The organism is Metabacillus idriensis (assembly GCF_009674765.1).
Classification (GTDB): Bacteria; Bacillota; Bacilli; order Bacillales; family Bacillaceae; genus Bacillus_P; species Bacillus_P idriensis.
The window spans coordinates 1,286,325-1,303,601 of record NZ_WKKF01000001.1 but is presented as its reverse complement, the minus strand read 5'-3'; the positions used below and the strand labels follow the sequence as shown (position 1 = coordinate 1,303,601).

At 43.3% G+C, this 17,277-nt stretch carries 14 protein-coding genes; all 14 read right to left on the bottom strand.

Annotated elements, in window-relative coordinates; genetic code table 11:
• Positions 1 to 145: 145 nt before the first annotated feature.
• The 14 genes from pyrE to ileS all read right to left on the bottom strand — a co-directional run bounded on the left by pyrE (position 146) and on the right by ileS (position 17,210).
• Entirely contained in the window at positions 146 to 778 is a 633-nt protein-coding gene (gene pyrE, locus GJU41_RS06405; RefSeq protein WP_070879112.1) for an orotate phosphoribosyltransferase, read from the bottom strand.
• Positions 775 to 1,494 (bottom strand): orotidine-5'-phosphate decarboxylase, encoded by a 720-nt coding sequence (pyrF, locus tag GJU41_RS06400; protein WP_212031431.1) that lies wholly within the window; start codon positions 1,492 to 1,494, stop codon positions 775 to 777. The genes pyrE and pyrF overlap by 4 nt, the downstream gene beginning before the upstream one ends.
• Entirely contained in the window at positions 1,463 to 2,398 is a 936-nt protein-coding gene (locus GJU41_RS06395) for a dihydroorotate dehydrogenase (RefSeq protein ID WP_154318178.1), read from the bottom strand. Before GJU41_RS06395 ends, pyrF begins: the two co-directional genes overlap by 32 nt.
• Positions 2,392 to 3,177, bottom strand: coding sequence for a dihydroorotate dehydrogenase electron transfer subunit (locus GJU41_RS06390; protein ID WP_070879109.1), 786 nt, complete (start codon positions 3,175 to 3,177; stop codon positions 2,392 to 2,394). Before GJU41_RS06390 ends, GJU41_RS06395 begins: the two co-directional genes overlap by 7 nt.
• The gene (gene carB, locus GJU41_RS06385; protein ID WP_154318177.1) at positions 3,174 to 6,386 is read right to left on the bottom strand and encodes a carbamoyl-phosphate synthase large subunit; all 3,213 of its coding nucleotides are present in this window, start codon (positions 6,384 to 6,386) and stop codon (positions 3,174 to 3,176) included. Before carB ends, GJU41_RS06390 begins: the two co-directional genes overlap by 4 nt.
• On the bottom strand, positions 6,371 to 7,471 hold the full coding sequence (locus GJU41_RS06380; RefSeq protein WP_154318176.1) for a carbamoyl phosphate synthase small subunit: 1,101 nt from the start codon (positions 7,469 to 7,471) through the stop codon (positions 6,371 to 6,373). The genes carB and GJU41_RS06380 overlap by 16 nt, the downstream gene beginning before the upstream one ends.
• Positions 7,468 to 8,754 (bottom strand): dihydroorotase, encoded by a 1,287-nt coding sequence (locus tag GJU41_RS06375; RefSeq protein ID WP_070879106.1) that lies wholly within the window; start codon positions 8,752 to 8,754, stop codon positions 7,468 to 7,470. The genes GJU41_RS06380 and GJU41_RS06375 overlap by 4 nt, the downstream gene beginning before the upstream one ends.
• Positions 8,738 to 9,658 (bottom strand): aspartate carbamoyltransferase catalytic subunit, encoded by a 921-nt coding sequence (locus tag GJU41_RS06370; RefSeq protein WP_175443548.1) that lies wholly within the window; start codon positions 9,656 to 9,658, stop codon positions 8,738 to 8,740. The genes GJU41_RS06375 and GJU41_RS06370 overlap by 17 nt, the downstream gene beginning before the upstream one ends.
• Before the next feature lie 207 nt (positions 9,659 to 9,865).
• Positions 9,866 to 11,173, bottom strand: coding sequence for a solute carrier family 23 protein (locus GJU41_RS06365; protein ID WP_070879164.1), 1,308 nt, complete (start codon positions 11,171 to 11,173; stop codon positions 9,866 to 9,868).
• 152 nt (positions 11,174 to 11,325) lie between these two features.
• Positions 11,326 to 11,871 carry a bifunctional pyr operon transcriptional regulator/uracil phosphoribosyltransferase PyrR gene (gene pyrR, locus GJU41_RS06360; RefSeq protein WP_070879104.1) on the bottom strand — a complete coding sequence of 182 codons (546 nt, stop codon included), beginning with the start codon at positions 11,869 to 11,871 and terminating at the stop codon, positions 11,326 to 11,328.
• A gap of 191 nt (positions 11,872 to 12,062) precedes the next feature.
• The gene (locus GJU41_RS06355) at positions 12,063 to 12,977 is read right to left on the bottom strand and encodes an RluA family pseudouridine synthase (RefSeq protein ID WP_070879103.1); all 915 of its coding nucleotides are present in this window, start codon (positions 12,975 to 12,977) and stop codon (positions 12,063 to 12,065) included.
• Positions 12,958 to 13,440 (bottom strand): signal peptidase II, encoded by a 483-nt coding sequence (gene lspA / locus GJU41_RS06350; protein ID WP_070879102.1) that lies wholly within the window; start codon positions 13,438 to 13,440, stop codon positions 12,958 to 12,960. The genes GJU41_RS06355 and lspA overlap by 20 nt, the downstream gene beginning before the upstream one ends.
• A gap of 90 nt (positions 13,441 to 13,530) precedes the next feature.
• Positions 13,531 to 13,902: a TraR/DksA family transcriptional regulator gene (locus GJU41_RS06345; RefSeq protein ID WP_070879101.1), complete on the bottom strand. Its 372-nt coding sequence runs from the start codon at positions 13,900 to 13,902 to the stop codon at positions 13,531 to 13,533.
• 536 nt (positions 13,903 to 14,438) lie between these two features.
• The gene (gene ileS, locus GJU41_RS06340) at positions 14,439 to 17,210 is read right to left on the bottom strand and encodes an isoleucine--tRNA ligase (RefSeq protein ID WP_154318175.1); all 2,772 of its coding nucleotides are present in this window, start codon (positions 17,208 to 17,210) and stop codon (positions 14,439 to 14,441) included.
• Between the last annotated feature and the right edge of the window lie 67 nt (positions 17,211 to 17,277).

The window sequence follows — 17,277 nt, the reverse complement described above, 5'->3', positions numbered from 1 at the left end:
TTGCAAAAGGTTTCTTAAAGAAGCATGGCAGATAAAAATGTTCCGAACTGGTTATCTGCTTATAAGCCTTGTTTCTATACTATTTTCTATTTTGATTTGGATATAAAAAAGCAAAGCCAATAATGGCTTTGCTTTTTTTGCCTATTTAAACAGTCATCCATGCTTCATTTGCCGGATTTTCACGCCATTTTTTCAGCTTTTCCAAATCTTCTTTTTCAATGGATCCCTTATTCAGAGCTACATCAATCAATGAAGAATAATCGGTAAGAGATACAGCATGAATGCTTGCTTCTGCAAGCATTTCTGCGCCTTTTTGCAGTTCATATGTGAAGATGGAGACAACTCCTATAACCTCACACCCTGCCTCTCGCAGAGCCTGAACAGCCGTAATAACGCTTCCTCCTGTTGAGATTAAATCCTCAACGACTACGACTTTTTGACCTTCGTTCACTTTCCCTTCGATCTGATTGCCTTTTCCATGGCCCTTCGGCTTGCTTCTTACATAACACATCGGCAGATTAAGAAGATCACTTACCCATGCAGCATGCGGAATACCGGCTGTTGCCGTTCCTGCGATCATTTCAGCTTTTGGGTACTCTTCCCTGATCAGCTTTGTCAGCCCCTCTGCAATGTCTTTTCTGACTTCAGGATAGGATAACGTTAACCGATTGTCGCAATAGATTGGAGATTTGAGGCCGCTTGACCATGTAAATGGTTCATTTGGACTTAAAAAGACGGCTTCAATTTTTAACAGCTGCTCAGCAATTTGATGTTTCATACAGGCAGACCCTCCCATGCGTTTTTCATTTGTAAGTATACTTTCAGCGGATCATCCGCTTTTGTGATGCTTCTGCCGACAACAATGGCAGTTGATCCAAGCTCTCTTGCCTTCTCAGGAGTCGCCACTCTCACTTGATCATTCACTGAGTCTTGCGCCATGCGGATTCCAGGCGTAATGGTTTTAAAAGAACGCTTCAAATGATGATAGATTTCTGGTACTTCAAGCGAAGAACAGACAATCCCATCGAGTCCGCTCTCATTCGCCGATTTTGCATAGTGCAGAACAGTTTCATTGAGGCTTTTATCAATGAGCAGTTCATGTTTAAGCATGGACTCTGATGTACTTGTTAATTGCGTGACAGCAATACAATCAGGCCTTTTTGCCCCTGCCCGCGTTCCAGATTCCAGCCCTTCTATCGCAGCCTGCATCATCGCGCTTCCCCCTGCAGCATGAACATTGACAAGATCCACTTCAAGCTTTGCAAGTCCTTTCATAGCCTGTTTGACTGTCTGCGGAATATCATGGAGCTTCAAATCAAGAAAAATGTCATGCCCGTCTGATTTAAGCTGATGGATAATCGCAGGACCTTCCTGATAAAACAGCTCCATTCCCACTTTTACATAAAGCTTTTGATCAGGCAGCTTTTTTAAAAATCCGTCCACTTCTTTTCCGTCCGGAAAATCAAGCGCGATAATTAGCGGTCTTCCTTTCATTTTTCCAGCTCCTTCCGATGCATTCTGAAATATGTTCAAATCCATATTCTTTTAATGTCTGAGGCAATTGTTCGATGATTTCAGGACAGACAAACGGATTTACAAAGTTTGCTGTTCCGACAGCGACTGCACTTGCACCTGCATACATAAATTCAATGACATCTTCAGCTGTCTGCACGCCTCCCATGCCGATAATCGGAATGGAAACAGCCTGGCTTACTTCATACACCATTCTGATCGCGACAGGCTTAATGGCAGGGCCTGATAATCCGCCGGAGCGATTGGCGAGAATTGGTTTTGCCGTTCTCATGTCGAGCCTCATCCCAAGCAGCGTATTAATCATCGTTAAACCATCAGCACCTGCGTTTTCAATCGCTTTAGCGATTTCAACAATGTTGCTTACATTTGGAGAAAGCTTCACATATACAGGCACATCTGATACTTCTTTTACTGCCCTTGTCAAAGAGGCGGCAATCTCAGGGTTCGTTCCGAAAGCAATTCCCCCCGTTTTTACATTCGGGCAAGAGATATTCAGTTCAATTGCGTGTACATTTTTTGCCCTGCTGATTTCTCTTGCTACTTCAACATAATCCTCCTGTGCGGAGCCCGCTACATTCGCAATAATAGGCACGTCATAAGACTCGAGCCAGGGAAGCTCTTGTTCGAGGACTCCCTTGAGGCCCGGATTTTGAAGGCCAATGGCATTCAGCATGCCAGCCTCTGTTTCCGCCACTCTTGGCGTCGGGTTGCCAAAGCGTGCTTCTGCCGTGGCAGCTTTAATCATAATCGCACCAAGACTGCTCAAATCGTACAGGTTTGCAAATTCTTTACCGAAGCCAAAGCAGCCTGAGGCCGGCATAACCGGATTTTTCAGGGATAAACCGGGCAATTCGATGTTCAGCATGATAAAAGCACCTCCCCCGCTTTAAATACTGGACCGTCACTGCACACTTTTTTATAAGAAGTGCCAGCAGGATCATCAGCTGTATGACATACACATGCGAAGCATGCGCCAATTCCGCAGCCCATCCGTTCTTCGAGTGACAGAAAGACAGGCTTGTCAGGAAAAAGTCTTTCTATGTTTGCAAGCATCGGAGTGGGTCCGCAGGAAAATAAAGCATCAAAAGCGAGTTCATATTCTTTAATCAAATCTGTGACGAACCCTTGCATTCCATAAGTGCCGTCTACAGTCGTTACATAAGTTTCTCCTAGCTTTTGAAACTCTTTTTCATAGAAAACGTGCTCTTTTGATTGAAAGCCCAGAACATGCTTGACCGTTACCCCTCTATTAATCAGGCGTCTTGACAGTTCATATAAAGGAGGCACGCCGATCCCGCCTCCGACAAGAAGGGCTGTATCGCCTTTTTCCATCTGTTCAGGATCAAATCCATTGCCGAGCGGTCCAAGTACATCAACGAGCTCGCCATTCTTTCTTGCAGAAAGGAGCTTCGTGCCTGCTCCCTCTGCTCTGTATATCATGGTAAATTCCTGATTCTCTTTATCTATTTTCGCTATGCTGATTGGTCTTCTTAATAACGGTGAGGCCGTCTCTGAAACTTTTACATGTACAAACTGCCCTGGCTGATTCATGTGATCGACTAAACTGCCTTTTAATGTGATTTCATAAATGCCTGCTGCCAATTCCCTGTGATCTGCAATCGTCATCCATTCTTTTTGTATCAAGCGTATGTCACCTCTTTGCTGATAGCACGCTTTGGCATTTCGTCTGTAGAGAAAGTCATGGACTCAAGCACTCTTAATATCGCTTTTGCTGTATCGAGCGATGTTAAGCACGGAATGCCGTTTTCTACAGATTCACGGCGGATTCGGAATCCATCCCGCTGCGGCTGTTTTCCTTTTGTCAATGTATTGATGACAAACTGTGCTTCGCTTGTGCGGATGATGTCAAGCATGTTTGGCGCCTCGCTGCCGATTTTATTCACAATTTTTGCAGAAACTCCCTTGGCATGAAGGTATTCCGCCGTTCCGCTTGTCGCCATAATCTGATAGCCGATGGCGCTGAAGCGTCTTGCAACTTCAAGACCTTCTTCTTTATCTTTATCTGCAATCGTCAGCAGAACCTGTCCGTAATTCTGCACTTTCATTCCGGATGCAATCAGCCCTTTATACAGAGCTTTTTCAAGCGTTGTATCCTTGCCCATGACTTCTCCGGTAGATTTCATTTCAGGGCCGAGTGTAATATCGACTCTGCGCAGCTTTTCGAAGGAGAATACCGGAACTTTCACATAGACGCCGGCACTCTCAGGCTGAATGCCTGTTTCATAGCCAAGCTCATGAAGTGTTTTTCCTAAAATCACCTTTGTAGCGAGATTCGCCATCGGGACTCCCGTAATCTTGCTTAAAAATGGAACCGTGCGGCTTGATCTTGGGTTTACCTCAAGCACATAAACTTCATTTTTGTAGATAACAAACTGGATATTCAGCAAACCTTTTATATTTAATCCTTTGGCAAGAGCGATTGTTCTTTCAATAATCGTTTCCTTTAATTCTGCAGACAGAGTTTGCGGCGGATAGACAGCAATTGAGTCGCCTGAGTGAACACCTGCACGTTCGATGTGTTCCATAATTCCTGGGATAAAGACCGTTTCGCCGTCTGAAACCGCATCTACTTCGATTTCTTTTCCGGTTAAATATTTGTCAATGAGAACGGGATGCTGCGGATTTACTTTTACCGCATTTTTCATATAATGCAGCAGGTCTTTTTCTTCATATACAATTTCCATTGCCCGGCCGCCGAGAACATAGGATGGTCTAACTAATACCGGGTAGCGGATCTCAGCTGCAATTTTAACTGCTTCTTCAACAGAAGTGGCTGTTTTACCCAGCGGCTGAGGGATGTTAAGTTTGCCTAATGTGTACTCAAACTTATCTCTGTTTTCAGCGCGGTCCAAGTCTTCAAGGGATGTGCCAAGGATCTGCACGCCTCTTGCTTCAAGCTCTTCTGCAAGATTAATAGCTGTCTGTCCGCCAAATTGAACGACTACGCCGCGTGGTTTTTCAAGTTCTACAATATGCATGACATCTTCTACAGTAAGCGGTTCAAAGTAAAGCTTATCTGAGATGCTGAAGTCTGTAGAAACAGTCTCAGGGTTATTGTTGATAATGATTGCCTCATACCCGGCCTCTTTGATGGCCCAAACAGAATGTACCGTTGCATAATCAAATTCCACGCCTTGGCCGATTCGAATCGGTCCTGACCCCAGGACAATCACACTTTCTTTGTCTGTTACAGCAGATTCGTTTTCATCTTCGTACGTGCCGTAGAAGTAAGGAGTTTCTGATTCAAACTCGGCTGCACATGTATCAACTGTTTTGAAAACCGGGAACAGCTTAAGCTGTTTTCTGTATTCATAGACTTCACGTTCAGTCAGGTTCCAGAGCTTTGCGATTGCAATATCCGAGAAGCCCATTTTCTTAGCTTGCTTTAGGACATCAGCATCAAGCTTTGCTTCTTTCAGCATATTTTCAAACTTGATGATTTTTTCTATTTTCACTAAGAAGAACAGATCAATCGCACTCCACTCATGAATCGTTTCAATGGATACCCCTCTTCTGATTGCTTCAGAAAGATAGAATAGACGCTCGTCTCCTGCTTTCCTGATTCTCTTTTCGATAAGTTCATTGCTGAATTCATCAGCATTCTTCAGATCCAGATGATACTCATCTGATTCAAGTGAACGTACAGCTTTCAACAATGATTCTTCAAATGTTCTGCCGATCGCCATTACTTCTCCTGTCGCCTTCATTTGAGTTCCAAGGCGGCGGTTTGCTGACTCAAACTTGTCAAAAGGCCATCTTGGAATTTTCGTCACGATGTAGTCAAGTGCAGGCTCAAAGCAAGCATACGTCTTGCCTGTAACAGGGTTCATCATTTCGTCAAGCGTCAAACCGACAGCGATTTTAGCTGCAAGCTTTGCAATTGGATAGCCAGTTGCTTTTGAAGCAAGGGCAGATGATCTGCTGACGCGCGGATTGACCTCGATGATGTAATATTGAAAGCTGTTTGGATCAAGTGCGAGCTGAACGTTGCAGCCGCCTTCGATTTGCAGAGCCCGGATGATTTTAAGCGAAACATTCCGGAGCATTTGATACTCCCGGTCGCTTAAAGTCTGGCTGGGTGCAACGACGATTGAGTCACCTGTGTGAATGCCGACAGGATCGATGTTTTCCATGTTGCAGACCACAATCGCACTGTCATTTTTATCGCGCATGACTTCATATTCAATCTCTTTAAAGCCTGCGATGCTTTTTTCAAGAAGACATTGAGTGACTGGGCTGTACTTTAATCCGCTTGTTACGATCTCAATCAGCTCGTCTTCGTTCGAACAGATACCTCCGCCTGTACCGCCAAGCGTATAGGCAGGTCTTACAATAACGGGATAACCTACTCTATCTACAAAAGTGAACGCTTCTTCAAGGTTATGCACGATGTCACTTTCAGGCACAGGTTCACCAAGTTCGTTCATTAACTGGCGGAATAGATCACGGTCTTCCGCTTTTTGAATCGCGCTGAGCTTTGTTCCTAAGATTTCAACATTGCACTCTTCAAGTACACCGGCATTTGCAAGCTCTACTGCCATATTCAATCCGGTTTGTCCTCCAAGTGTCGGAAGAAGGGCATCCGGCCGTTCTTTTCTGATGATTTTTGTTAAAAATTCCACTGTTATTGGTTCAATGTAGACTTTATCCGCCATTTCGGTATCCGTCATGATCGTTGCCGGATTGGAGTTTACTAGAATAACCTCATAGCCTTCTTCTTTTAAAGCAAGACATGCCTGTGTTCCGGCATAATCAAACTCTGCTGCCTGGCCAATAATAATCGGACCTGAGCCTATTACTAGAATTTTTTTAATATCTACGCGTTTTGGCATACTTTGACCCCTTCTTTCTTGTGAGTTTCAATCATGTCGATAAATTGATCAAAAAGTCCGTTTGCATCTTCCGGTCCTGGTGATGCTTCCGGGTGATACTGAACTGTAAATGCAGGAAGTTCTTTATGTTTAAGGCCTTCAACTGACCCATCATTCAGCGCAATATGTGTTACTTCAAGATCAGTTGAAGCAACTGAATCAAGAGTGACAGTGTAGCCGTGATTTTGAGAGGTTATCGCAATTTTTCCTGTAGCTAAATCTTTTACTGGATGATTTGAACCGCGATGTCCGAATTTCATTTTTTCAGTGTTTGCTCCTCCCGAGAGAGCGAAAAGCTGGTGGCCAAGACAAATTCCGAATAACGGAATTTTCCCGAGCACTCCGTTGATCATATCAAGTGCATGCGGCACATCTTTTGGATCCCCAGGTCCATTTGAAAGCATAATGCCGTCTGGATTCAATTGAAGGATTTCTTCTGCTGTCGTTGTGTGTGGAACAACAACGACGTCACAATCGCGCTTATTGAGCTCGCGCAAAATGCCATGCTTCATTCCAAAGTCCACTAATGCAACTCTGCAGCCTCGTCCAGGACTTGGATAAGATGTTTTTGTTGAAACGGTTTCCACTTGATTGGTTGGAAGGTTTGCTGCTTTTAATTTTGCAAGCACCGCCTCCGTATCTGCATTCTCTGAGCAAAATGCCCCTTTCAGGGTTCCATATGTCCGGATAATCCTTGTGAGTTTACGAGTATCGATTCCTGCTAATCCAGGTATTTTTTTTAGTTTAAAATACTCATCAAGTGAATACTCGCTTCTGAAGTTTGATGGTACTTCACATAATTCTTTTACGATAAACCCATTAATGAAAGGCGAGATGGTTTCAAAATCATCGCGGTTAATTCCATAGTTTCCGATAAGCGGATAAGTAAGTGTGACAATTTGTCCGCAATAAGATGGGTCAGATAAAATTTCCTGATAACCTGTCATTCCAGTGTGGAAAACGATTTCCCCAATCGTATCTTCTTCGCTTCCAAATCCTTGTCCTGTGAAAATGGTTCCGTCTTCGAGAATTAGATGTCTGATCATGCGTTTACTCTCTCCTTTTTCCAAACTAGCTGTCCTTGCGCGATTGTTGCAATTGGCCATCCTTTGCATTTCCATCCTCCAAACGGAGTGTTCTTGCCTTTTGACAGAAATGCTTCAGGATCAATTTCTTTTACTTCTTCTAAATCGATGATTGTAAGATCTGCCGGACTGCCAACTTCTAATTTTCCATATGGAAGGTTAAAAGCTTTACTCGGCTTAATAGTCAGATAGTCGATTAGCTGCTTCAGTGTCCATTCGTTCGACTCTACAAATCGTGTATATAGCAGAGGGAAGGCGGTCTCCAAACCTACGATCCCAAATGGCGCAAGCTCCATGGTTTCTGCTTTTTCCTCTTTTGTATGCGGAGCATGGTCTGTTGCTATAAAATCGATGGTTCCGTCAAGCAGTGCTTCAATTAAAGCATCCGTGTCATCACTTCCGCGCAGCGGCGGATTCATTTTGTAGTTCGTATCAAGTTCAGGAATATCACTGTCGCAAAGCAGCAGGTGATGTGGCGTAACTTCAGCCGTGACGTTAATGCCCGCTTTCTTTGCATCTCTCACCACTCTTACAGATTCCTTTGTGCTGATGTGACAGACATGATAATGACAGCCTGCAGCTTCTGCAAGCAATACATCTCTCGCAATCTGGACTGCCTCACACACGGATGGAATACCGTTTATGCCATTTCTTTTTGCAAATTCTCCGTCATGCAAAGCTCCCTTATAAATCAGCGAGTTATCTTCACAGTGTGCAACAATACTCACTCCAAGCGCGGCAGCTTTTTTCATTGCCTCAAACATCATGCCGGCTGACTGCACTCCTACACCGTCGTCTGTAAAAGCAAACGCACCTGCCAGTTTTAATCCCTCAAAGTCTGTCAGCTCTTTCCCTGCCTGGCGTGTTGTAATTGATGCGTATGGCAGCACGCGGACTGAAGCCGTTTCTTTTATGCGACTTTGCAGCCAGTTCATTTGTTCAGGATGATCCGGCACTGGTTTCGTGTTGGGCATCGCGGCAACCGTTGTGAATCCTCCCGCTGCAGCTGCTTTTGTGCCCGTTTCAATGGTTTCCTTATGCTCTCCTCCTGGTTCTCTCAGATGGATATGTAAATCGACAAAGCCAGGAGAAACAATATTGCCTTTAGCATCAATGACCTGTGCCGTTTCATGCTTGATATTTTCTTCTATTTGAACAATGATTCCATCCTGAATCAGAATATCCGCTTTCTTCTCTGCACCGCTGTTATCTAAAATCCGTCCATTTTTAATGATAAAATGCATAAGTATTTTCCTCCTCGCTTAATTTGGCACTTTCTAAAGCCCGCTTCAGTACGGCCATTCGGATAAAAACGCCATTTTCCATTTGCTTGAAAATCCTTGATTTTCTGCTCTCAACAAGCTCGCCTGCAATTTCTACTCCGCGATTAACCGGTGCAGGATGCATGATGATGGCACTCGGCTTCATGTTTTTTTCTCTTTCAATAGTTAATCCAAACTTGCTGTGATAGTCTGAAAGACCATCATTTTCACCGTGGTGTCTTTCATGCTGAATTCTAAGCAGCATCACCACATCTGATGTCTTTATCGCTTCATCTGTCGGTACGTATTGTCCGTACCCATTTGATGAGTCTCTCCATTCCTCCGGCCCTGAAAGTAAAACGTTTGCTCCGAGACGCTTCAGCACTTCTGCATTTGACCGTGCTACCCGGCTATGTTTGATATCTCCGTGAATGGAGATTGTCAGACCTTCAAATTGTTTGAACTCCTGCTGAATCGTAAGAAGATCCAGCAGCGACTGTGTCGGGTGATGACCGCATCCGTCTCCGGCATTTAATATCGGAATCTTTACTTTATCTTGCAATTCTGTAAAGTACTCATCGTTTGGATGTCTGATGACAACTGCGTTTGCTCCAATCGCCTCAAGTGTCCTTACCGTATCGTACAAGGTTTCTCCTTTTTGAACACTGGAGTGAGAGGCGTCGAAATTGAGCACATTCAGTCCAAGTCTTTTTTCTGCAACTTCAAAGCTGAATCTTGTTCGTGTGCTTGGTTCAAAAAACAGATTAGCAACAAATGCCGGTGTCTCGTGCAGCAAGGTCTTCCCTGCTTTAAATCGTTCTGCATCTTTTAATATCTTCATGATTTCATCTGCAGGTAAATCAGTCATTTTCAATAAGTGCCTCAAAGTCATCTCTCCCCATTTTTTTATAAGAAAAGCGCAAGCGTCTGTTTAGGTTCCAGACATCAATGCCCAAAACTTTATCCTTTCTTTTCTTCAAAAAAACACCCTGATCAGAGATTCAGGGTGTGAGGAAGCATGACAAATCATCAGGCTGATCTGCCAATGCTCATCCACCCTTAAAAGCCTCTCTGGACTTTCGTTAAAAGGTGATTATGCAGCTGTGTTTTCATTCATGTTCTGTTCCTCTTCAGCGTCTTTCCGTCCAGGCAGGACCAGGTTTAAAAGAATGCCGATGATGGCTGCAAGCGCCATGCCATGCAGTTCAAATTGTTCACTTACTTTGATCATTGCACCGCCGATGCCGATTACCAGAATGACGGATGATATCACAAGATTACGTTTGTTTCCGAAATCAATTTTGCTGTCTGTCAGCATTCTGAGTCCTGATGAAGCAATGATTCCAAACAGCAGGATGGACACACCGCCCATGACCGGCGTTGGAATGGAGCTGATCAGAGCCGAAATTTTCCCGATAAATCCGAACACAATCGCCATCACAGCAGCGCCCGCGATGATATAGACGCTGTAAACTCTCGTTATGGCCAATACTCCGATATTCTCGCCGTAAGTCGTATTTGGAGGGCCGCCAATAAGTGACGCAATCATTGTGGCTGCGCCATCTCCTAAGATTGATCGGTGAAGACCCGGCTTTTCAATATAGTCACGGCCGACAACTTTTCCAAGGACAAGCTGATGACCAATATGCTCAGACAGTGTGACAATTGCGACCGGCACCATCAGCAGGATGATTTCATAAGAGAAGCTCGGTGTATATGTGATAAAAGGAAGAATAAAGTCCGGTTTTTCAAACACATTTGCTTCTGCTACTTTGCTGAAATCCACAAGTCCGGCGGCAAGGGCATAAACATATCCCCCGACAATTCCAATCAGTACTGGGATAAGGCTGATAAATCCTTTAAAGAAGACCGAGCAAATGATGGTTATCGCAAGTGTGACTAATGCTGCAGAGAAGTAAGTCAGGCTGTATTCCCCATCCGGATTATTCATCGCCATGTCAACTGCTACGTTTGCAAGGCTGAGTCCGATGACGATAATCACGGGTCCGACTACAATCGGCGGCAAAAGCTTCATTATCCATTTATGGCCGACCATTTTTATCAGTAAAGCGACAAGGCCATAAACAACACCGGCCAGAAAGCTGCCGACCATTGCTCCTTCAGGGCCAGCCGCAGCTTTTGCTGCGATGATCGGAGCAATAAAGGCGAAGGATGAGCCAAGGTAAGCAGGCACTTGGCCTTTCGTAATTAAAAGGAAGGCTATTGTTCCAAGTCCGCTTGAAATCAGCGCTATTGCCGGATCGAGACCCACAAGGAAAGGTACTAGTATCGTTGCACCGAACATGGCGAACAAATGCTGAAAGCTGAGTGTGATCCATGTGAGCGGCTTTGGAACCTCATTTACATCCAGCTGTATGGCATTCTCTTGATTCTTTTTCATTTTCATTCCTCCGCTTCTTCTCTTTTTGAGAAACAAAAAACCTCTTTGCATGAGGTGCAAAGAGGCAGAATAATCCCGCCTGACTCAAACTGATTACAGGCGTGTGATTTTCTTTCCCTTTTGCAGCCTCTCTGGACTCCATTAAAAGGTCTTTATTCTTTTTCGTAGATGGTTACTTGATCTGTTTCGTCCACTTCCAGCAGTTCAACTACAATTTTTTCAGAGCTTGAAGTCGGAATGTTTTTCCCTACATAATCTGCTCGGATCGGCAGTTCGCGGTGACCGCGGTCTACAAGAACTGCCAGCTGAATTTGCGACGGTCTGCCTATATCGATAAGAGCATCAAGTCCTGCTCTTACTGTTCTTCCCGTGTATAAAACGTCGTCTACAAGGATGACGGTTTTGTTTGTAATATCTGCCGGAATGTCAGATCCTTTTACAAGAGGCTCCTGATCGTCCGTTTTTTTTGAAAGATCATCACGGTAAAGCGTGATATCAAGCTCTCCTACTTCAACTGGCTTTCCTTCAATCTGTTCGATGCGTTCAGCGAGCCTTTTGGCAAGGTGAATCCCCCTTGTCTTGATGCCGACAAGAATGACTGAATCAATTCCTTTATTCCGTTCGATAATTTCATGTGCGATTCGGGTTAAAGCTCTTCTTATGGACTGCTGATCTAAAACGATCGCTTTTTGCGGCATGATTCTCACCTCTTTTTTTAGAACCTTAAAAAGAAAAATCCCTCTCGCCGTTTTTGGCAAGAGGGATTTGGATGCATAGCTTAAAATACGCAGTATTAGCGTATAAGATCCGTTTCCTTCTCAGCCTCACGGGACTGTTTTAAAGGTTCATTTTTGAACTATAGTCATTATGTCAGAATAACATGAATGTGTCAATGGTTATTTTTAAGTTCTGAAATAACTTCCTCAAACTCTGCCGGCAGAGGTGCTTTAAACTCCATATATTCACCTGTTCTCGGATGCTTGAATCCAAGTACGCCTGCATGAAGCGCCTGACCGTTTATTTTCATTGTTTTCTTAAGTCCGTACTTTGGATCTCCTACAATCGGGAAACCGATATATTTCATGTGTACGCGAATTTGGTGGGTTCTTCCCGTTTCAAGCTGACATTCGATTAAAGTATATCCTTCAAAGCGTTCAAGCACATGAAAATGGGTAACAGCATCTTTACTGTGCTCATTTGTTACCGTCATGCTTTGGCGGTCCTGCTTATCTCGGCCAATTGGAGCATCGACTGTTCCCTTATCATGCTGAATCACTCCATGAACTATTGCCTGATATCGTCTAGTAACTGATTTTAGAACAAGCTGATTGACTAATGATTCATGAGCTTTATCATTCTTAGCAACCATTAGGAGCCCAGACGTATCTTTATCAATTCTATGAACGATTCCCGGTCTCATGACTCCATTAATGCCAGACAGGTCTTTACAGTGAGCCATCAGGCCATTGACTAGAGTACCTGATAAGTGTCCTGGTGCAGGATGAACAACCATTCCTTTTGGCTTGTTCACTACGAGGACATCACCATCTTCATAATAGATATCAAGATTCATCTCCTCAGGCATCACATCAAGCGGTTCAGGGTCTGGAATGAGAAGTGTGACTGTATCGCCTGGCTGAACCTTGTAATTGCTTCTTGATTCAGCATCATTCACTTTAACATGCCCTTCTTTAATCCAGATCTGCACCTGGCTTCTCGACCAATCGGAATTCTCTGCTGCAAGCAGCTTATCCAGTCGTTCAAATTTATTGCTGTCATCAATCTTAATTTCTATGCTGTTCATTCACTTTCTCCTTCTCTTGTTTCCCTTCAAAAAGCATGACAATAAATAACAAAGCAACCCCTACACAAAGAGCCGAATCTGCTATGTTAAAGATAGGAAATGGGTATGTTCCTATGTAAGTTTGTACAAAATCCACCACTTCCTGATGAATAACACGGTCTATAAAATTGCCAATCGCTCCGCCAAGCATAAGTCCGAGCGCAATTCCCATCAATCGCTGGTCTTTTGCAAATTTTTGAATATAAATCACGAGTCCAATTACGACGATAACGGTAATGACATAAAAAAACCACATCTGACCCTGAAGAATTCCCCAGGCAGCCCCCTGATTCCGATGTGATGTAATATACAATACGTTTTCAATAACAGGTATTCTTTCTCCGATTTCCAATTCGTTGACAATCAGCCATTTAGACAGCTGATCGAGCGCAATAATAACAAGTGCGATGATATAGTAAAGCACAAGCTTTCCCCAACTTTCCTATAATGTACCTTTGAATTGTATCACAGGCAAAAAAGAAGAGTAAAGCTTGTATCTCATGAAAGCAGTGTTTTAATGATATTCTCCCACTTCATAGTGAGATTGCTGATTGAGATAGAGATGAGGCAGAGATTTTCTTTCATAAAGTTCTTGAAAAGCAAAATCATGAATGGTTCTAGCTGTGGGGATTATAGCTAATTTATCAAGCGAAATTGGAATACCTGTCTCTTCACAAATGCCAAACGTGCCGTTTTCAATCTTCTGTAGAGCTCTTTCTACATCATTTAACTCCTCTTTCACATGAATCATAATCGTTTTTTCCTTGAATGGATATAATAAATTTTGTTCATTCATATCCACTTCAAACAAACAATGATCAAACAGCCTTGTTTTCAATTCCTGCTGCATAATTTGAAGCTCATACCAAATGGCGTCTAAACTCATAGCGGACAACTCCTTGTGTACTTGCTTTGTACTCATAGTGTATCCGTTCTCCCGCCGCTCACGCTTTTAAGAATTTTCCTGTTATGACAAAGAAAAGCGGAATCGCCCGTTTAGCTCTGACAGACAGATAAGGATCCGACAGAAAAGGCGCTTTTTGCCTTTGCTGGGGGATCCGTTCTGGCCGAGGAGTTGGGCGATAGAGCTGGACACCATGAAACCGACTGTTCAGGCCGAGGGGCTAGGAGGTGGAGCTGGACACTGTGTAAATGTAGAACCGACTGTTAAGTTATTAGCGAAAATAAAGATTTCAACAGCTATTTTTTCTAGCCTGTTTCTTGAATGAGTCAGCTGAATATTGATTTTTTCTAGCCAAGCGATTTTTTCAACTAGCGAAGTTTATGCGTTATTATCCGAATTTCCGTATAATAAGCGAGATATAGAAATTTCCAACCGCTAAATAGCTTTGTTAGCGGAGGCTGTCCAAACGTTTTTAATAAAATAAACCGCTGAACAAAAAGTCAGCGGTTCCCTAAAATTTAAGCAGTTGTATAATTTTCATCCACAATGGCTGCACAGCGGCTGCAAAGGGTTTTATGGTTTTCGCTGCTGCCGACATCCGTTGTAACAACCCAGCATCGTTCACAAGTTTCACCTTCAGCCGGTTTAACGGTAATTTTCACATGATCAAATACATGAGCATCACTCGGCGCTGCATCATAATCTCCTGCAAGTTTAAAGCCTGATACGATAAACAGCTGCTTGAGGTTTTCTTCAACTGAATCAAGCAATTGCTTCGTTTCAGCATCAACATAAAGCTCAATGCTTGCTGTTAATGACTTGCCGATTACTTTTTCGTTTCTTGCCACTTCAAGAGCCTTCAGTACATCATCGCGCAGTTCCATGAATGCATCCCATTTTTCTTCTAATGCATCCGCATTTTCAAGTGTTTTCACTTCAGGCATATCCACAAGCTGAACACTTTCTTCAGTTACAGAATCAATATGTGCCCAAACTTCATCAGCTGTATGAGGAAGGATTGGTGTTACCAATTTCACTAGAGAAAGAAGTGTTTCATGCAAGACGGTTTGAATCGCACGGCGCTCTTTATTGTCTGGCGCTTCGATGTACAGGACATCTTTTGCGAAATCAAGATAAAATGAGCTGAGTTCAATCGTACAGAAGTTATGAACCGCATGGAAAATCGCTGCAAATTCATACTCTTCATAGGATTTTTTCACTTTATCTGTTAATTTATTCAGCTTTACAAGCATGTAACGATCTACATCGCGCAGTTCGTCATAAGATAGAGCATCTTTTGACGGATTAAAATCTGCAAGGTTTCCAAGAAGGAAACGGAACGTGTTGCGGATTTTTCTGTATACTTCAGCAACCTGCTTTAGAATATTATCAGAAACTCTTACGTCTGCCTGGTAGTCAACAGATGCTACCCATAGACGAAGGATGTCTCCTCCAAGCTGATTCATGACTTTTGAAGGCAGTACAACGTTTCCTAATGATTTACTCATTTTTCGTCCTTCTCCGTCAAGAGCAAATCCATGGCTCAGCACTCCTTTGTAAGGCGCTTTCCCAGTTACAGCAACTGCTGTTGATAAGGATGAGTTAAACCAGCCGCGATATTGATCAGACCCCTCTAAATAAAGATCTGCCGGACGCTGCAGGTCATCTCGTTCTAATAAAACAGCCTGATGGGATGAACCTGAATCAAACCATACATCCATAATGTCCTGTTCTTTCGTGAACAATCCATTCGGGCTGCCCGGATGAGTAAATCCTTCAGGAAGTAAATCTTTTGTTTCACGTTCAAACCAAACGTTTGAACCATGTTCGCGGAACAAGTCTGAAACATGATTGATTGTTTCATCTGTGATGATTGGTTCCCCGTTCTCAGCATAGAAAACTGGAATTGGAACGCCCCATGCACGCTGTCTGGAAATACACCAGTCGCCGCGGTCGCGTACCATGTTGAATAATCTTGTTTCTCCCCATGCAGGAACCCATTTTGTTTCCTTGACTGCCGTGAGTAACTCTTCACGGAAATCTTTAATGGATGCAAACCATTGAGCCGTTGCTCTGAAAATCGTTGGTTTTTTTGTTCTCCAGTCATGCGGGTATGAGTGAGTAATAAACGATAGTTTCAGCAATGCGTCTGCTTCTTCAAGTTGTTCTGTAATTGGTTTATTTGCTGCATCATAAAACATGCCTTCAAAGCCTGGTGCTTCATTTGTCATATGGCCTTTTTCATCTACTGGGCAAAGGACGCCAAGACCGTATTTCTGTCCGACAATGAAGTCATCTTCCCCGTGTCCAGGAGCCGTGTGAACACATCCGGTACCTGCTTCTGTTGTTACATGCTCGCCAAGAACTACAAGCGATTCGCGGTCATATAACGGATGTTTCGCAACCACTTTTTCAAGCTGTGCACCTTTAAGTGTTTTTAATACCGTATAAGTTTCCCATTCAAGTTCTTTAGCAACCGTTTCTAAAAGAGCAGATGCAACAATGAAAGAATCATCGTTTACAGATACAACACTGTATTCAAGCTCAGGATGAACGGCAATTCCAAGGTTTGCAGGAATCGTCCAAGGTGTTGTCGTCCAAATTACGATTTTTTCTCCGCCGTTTAATACATCATTTCCTTCGGTTACTGTAAACGCTACATAAATGGAAGCAGATCGTTTATCATAATATTCGATTTCTGCTTCAGCTAAAGCAGATTCACTTGATGGAGACCAATAAACAGGTTTTAAACCTTTGTAGATATAGCCTTTTTTCGCCATTTCACCGAATACTTTAATTTGCTGTGCTTCATATTCAGGATTTAATGTCACATATGGATTTTCCCAGTCTCCCCGAACGCCAAGGCGCTTGAACTGTTCACGCTGGTTATTGATCTGCTCCCATGCGTATTCAGCGCATAGCTTGCGGAACTCAGCGACACTTAGTTCTTTCCGGTTCACTTTTTTGTTTTTTGTTAAAGCTGTTTCAATTGGAAGACCGTGTGTATCCCAGCCTGGCACGTATGGTGCATTATAGCCCGTCATCGACTTGTAGCGGACGATAAAATCTTTCAGCACTTTGTTTAATGCATGCCCCATATGAATATCGCCATTTGCGTATGGAGGTCCATCATGCAAGATGAACATTGGACGATCCTTCGTGCGCTCTTGAACTTTTTGATAAATATTCATTTCTTCCCATTTTTCCTGCATTTGAGGCTCGCGGTTCGGCAAGTTTCCGCGCATTGGGAATTCAGTTTTTGGCATTAGCAGTGTATCTTTGTACTCCATGGGTATTCCTCCAAACAATTTTTAAATAGGCTTAGATGCCAGCCATTAAATCAGAAAACACAAAAAA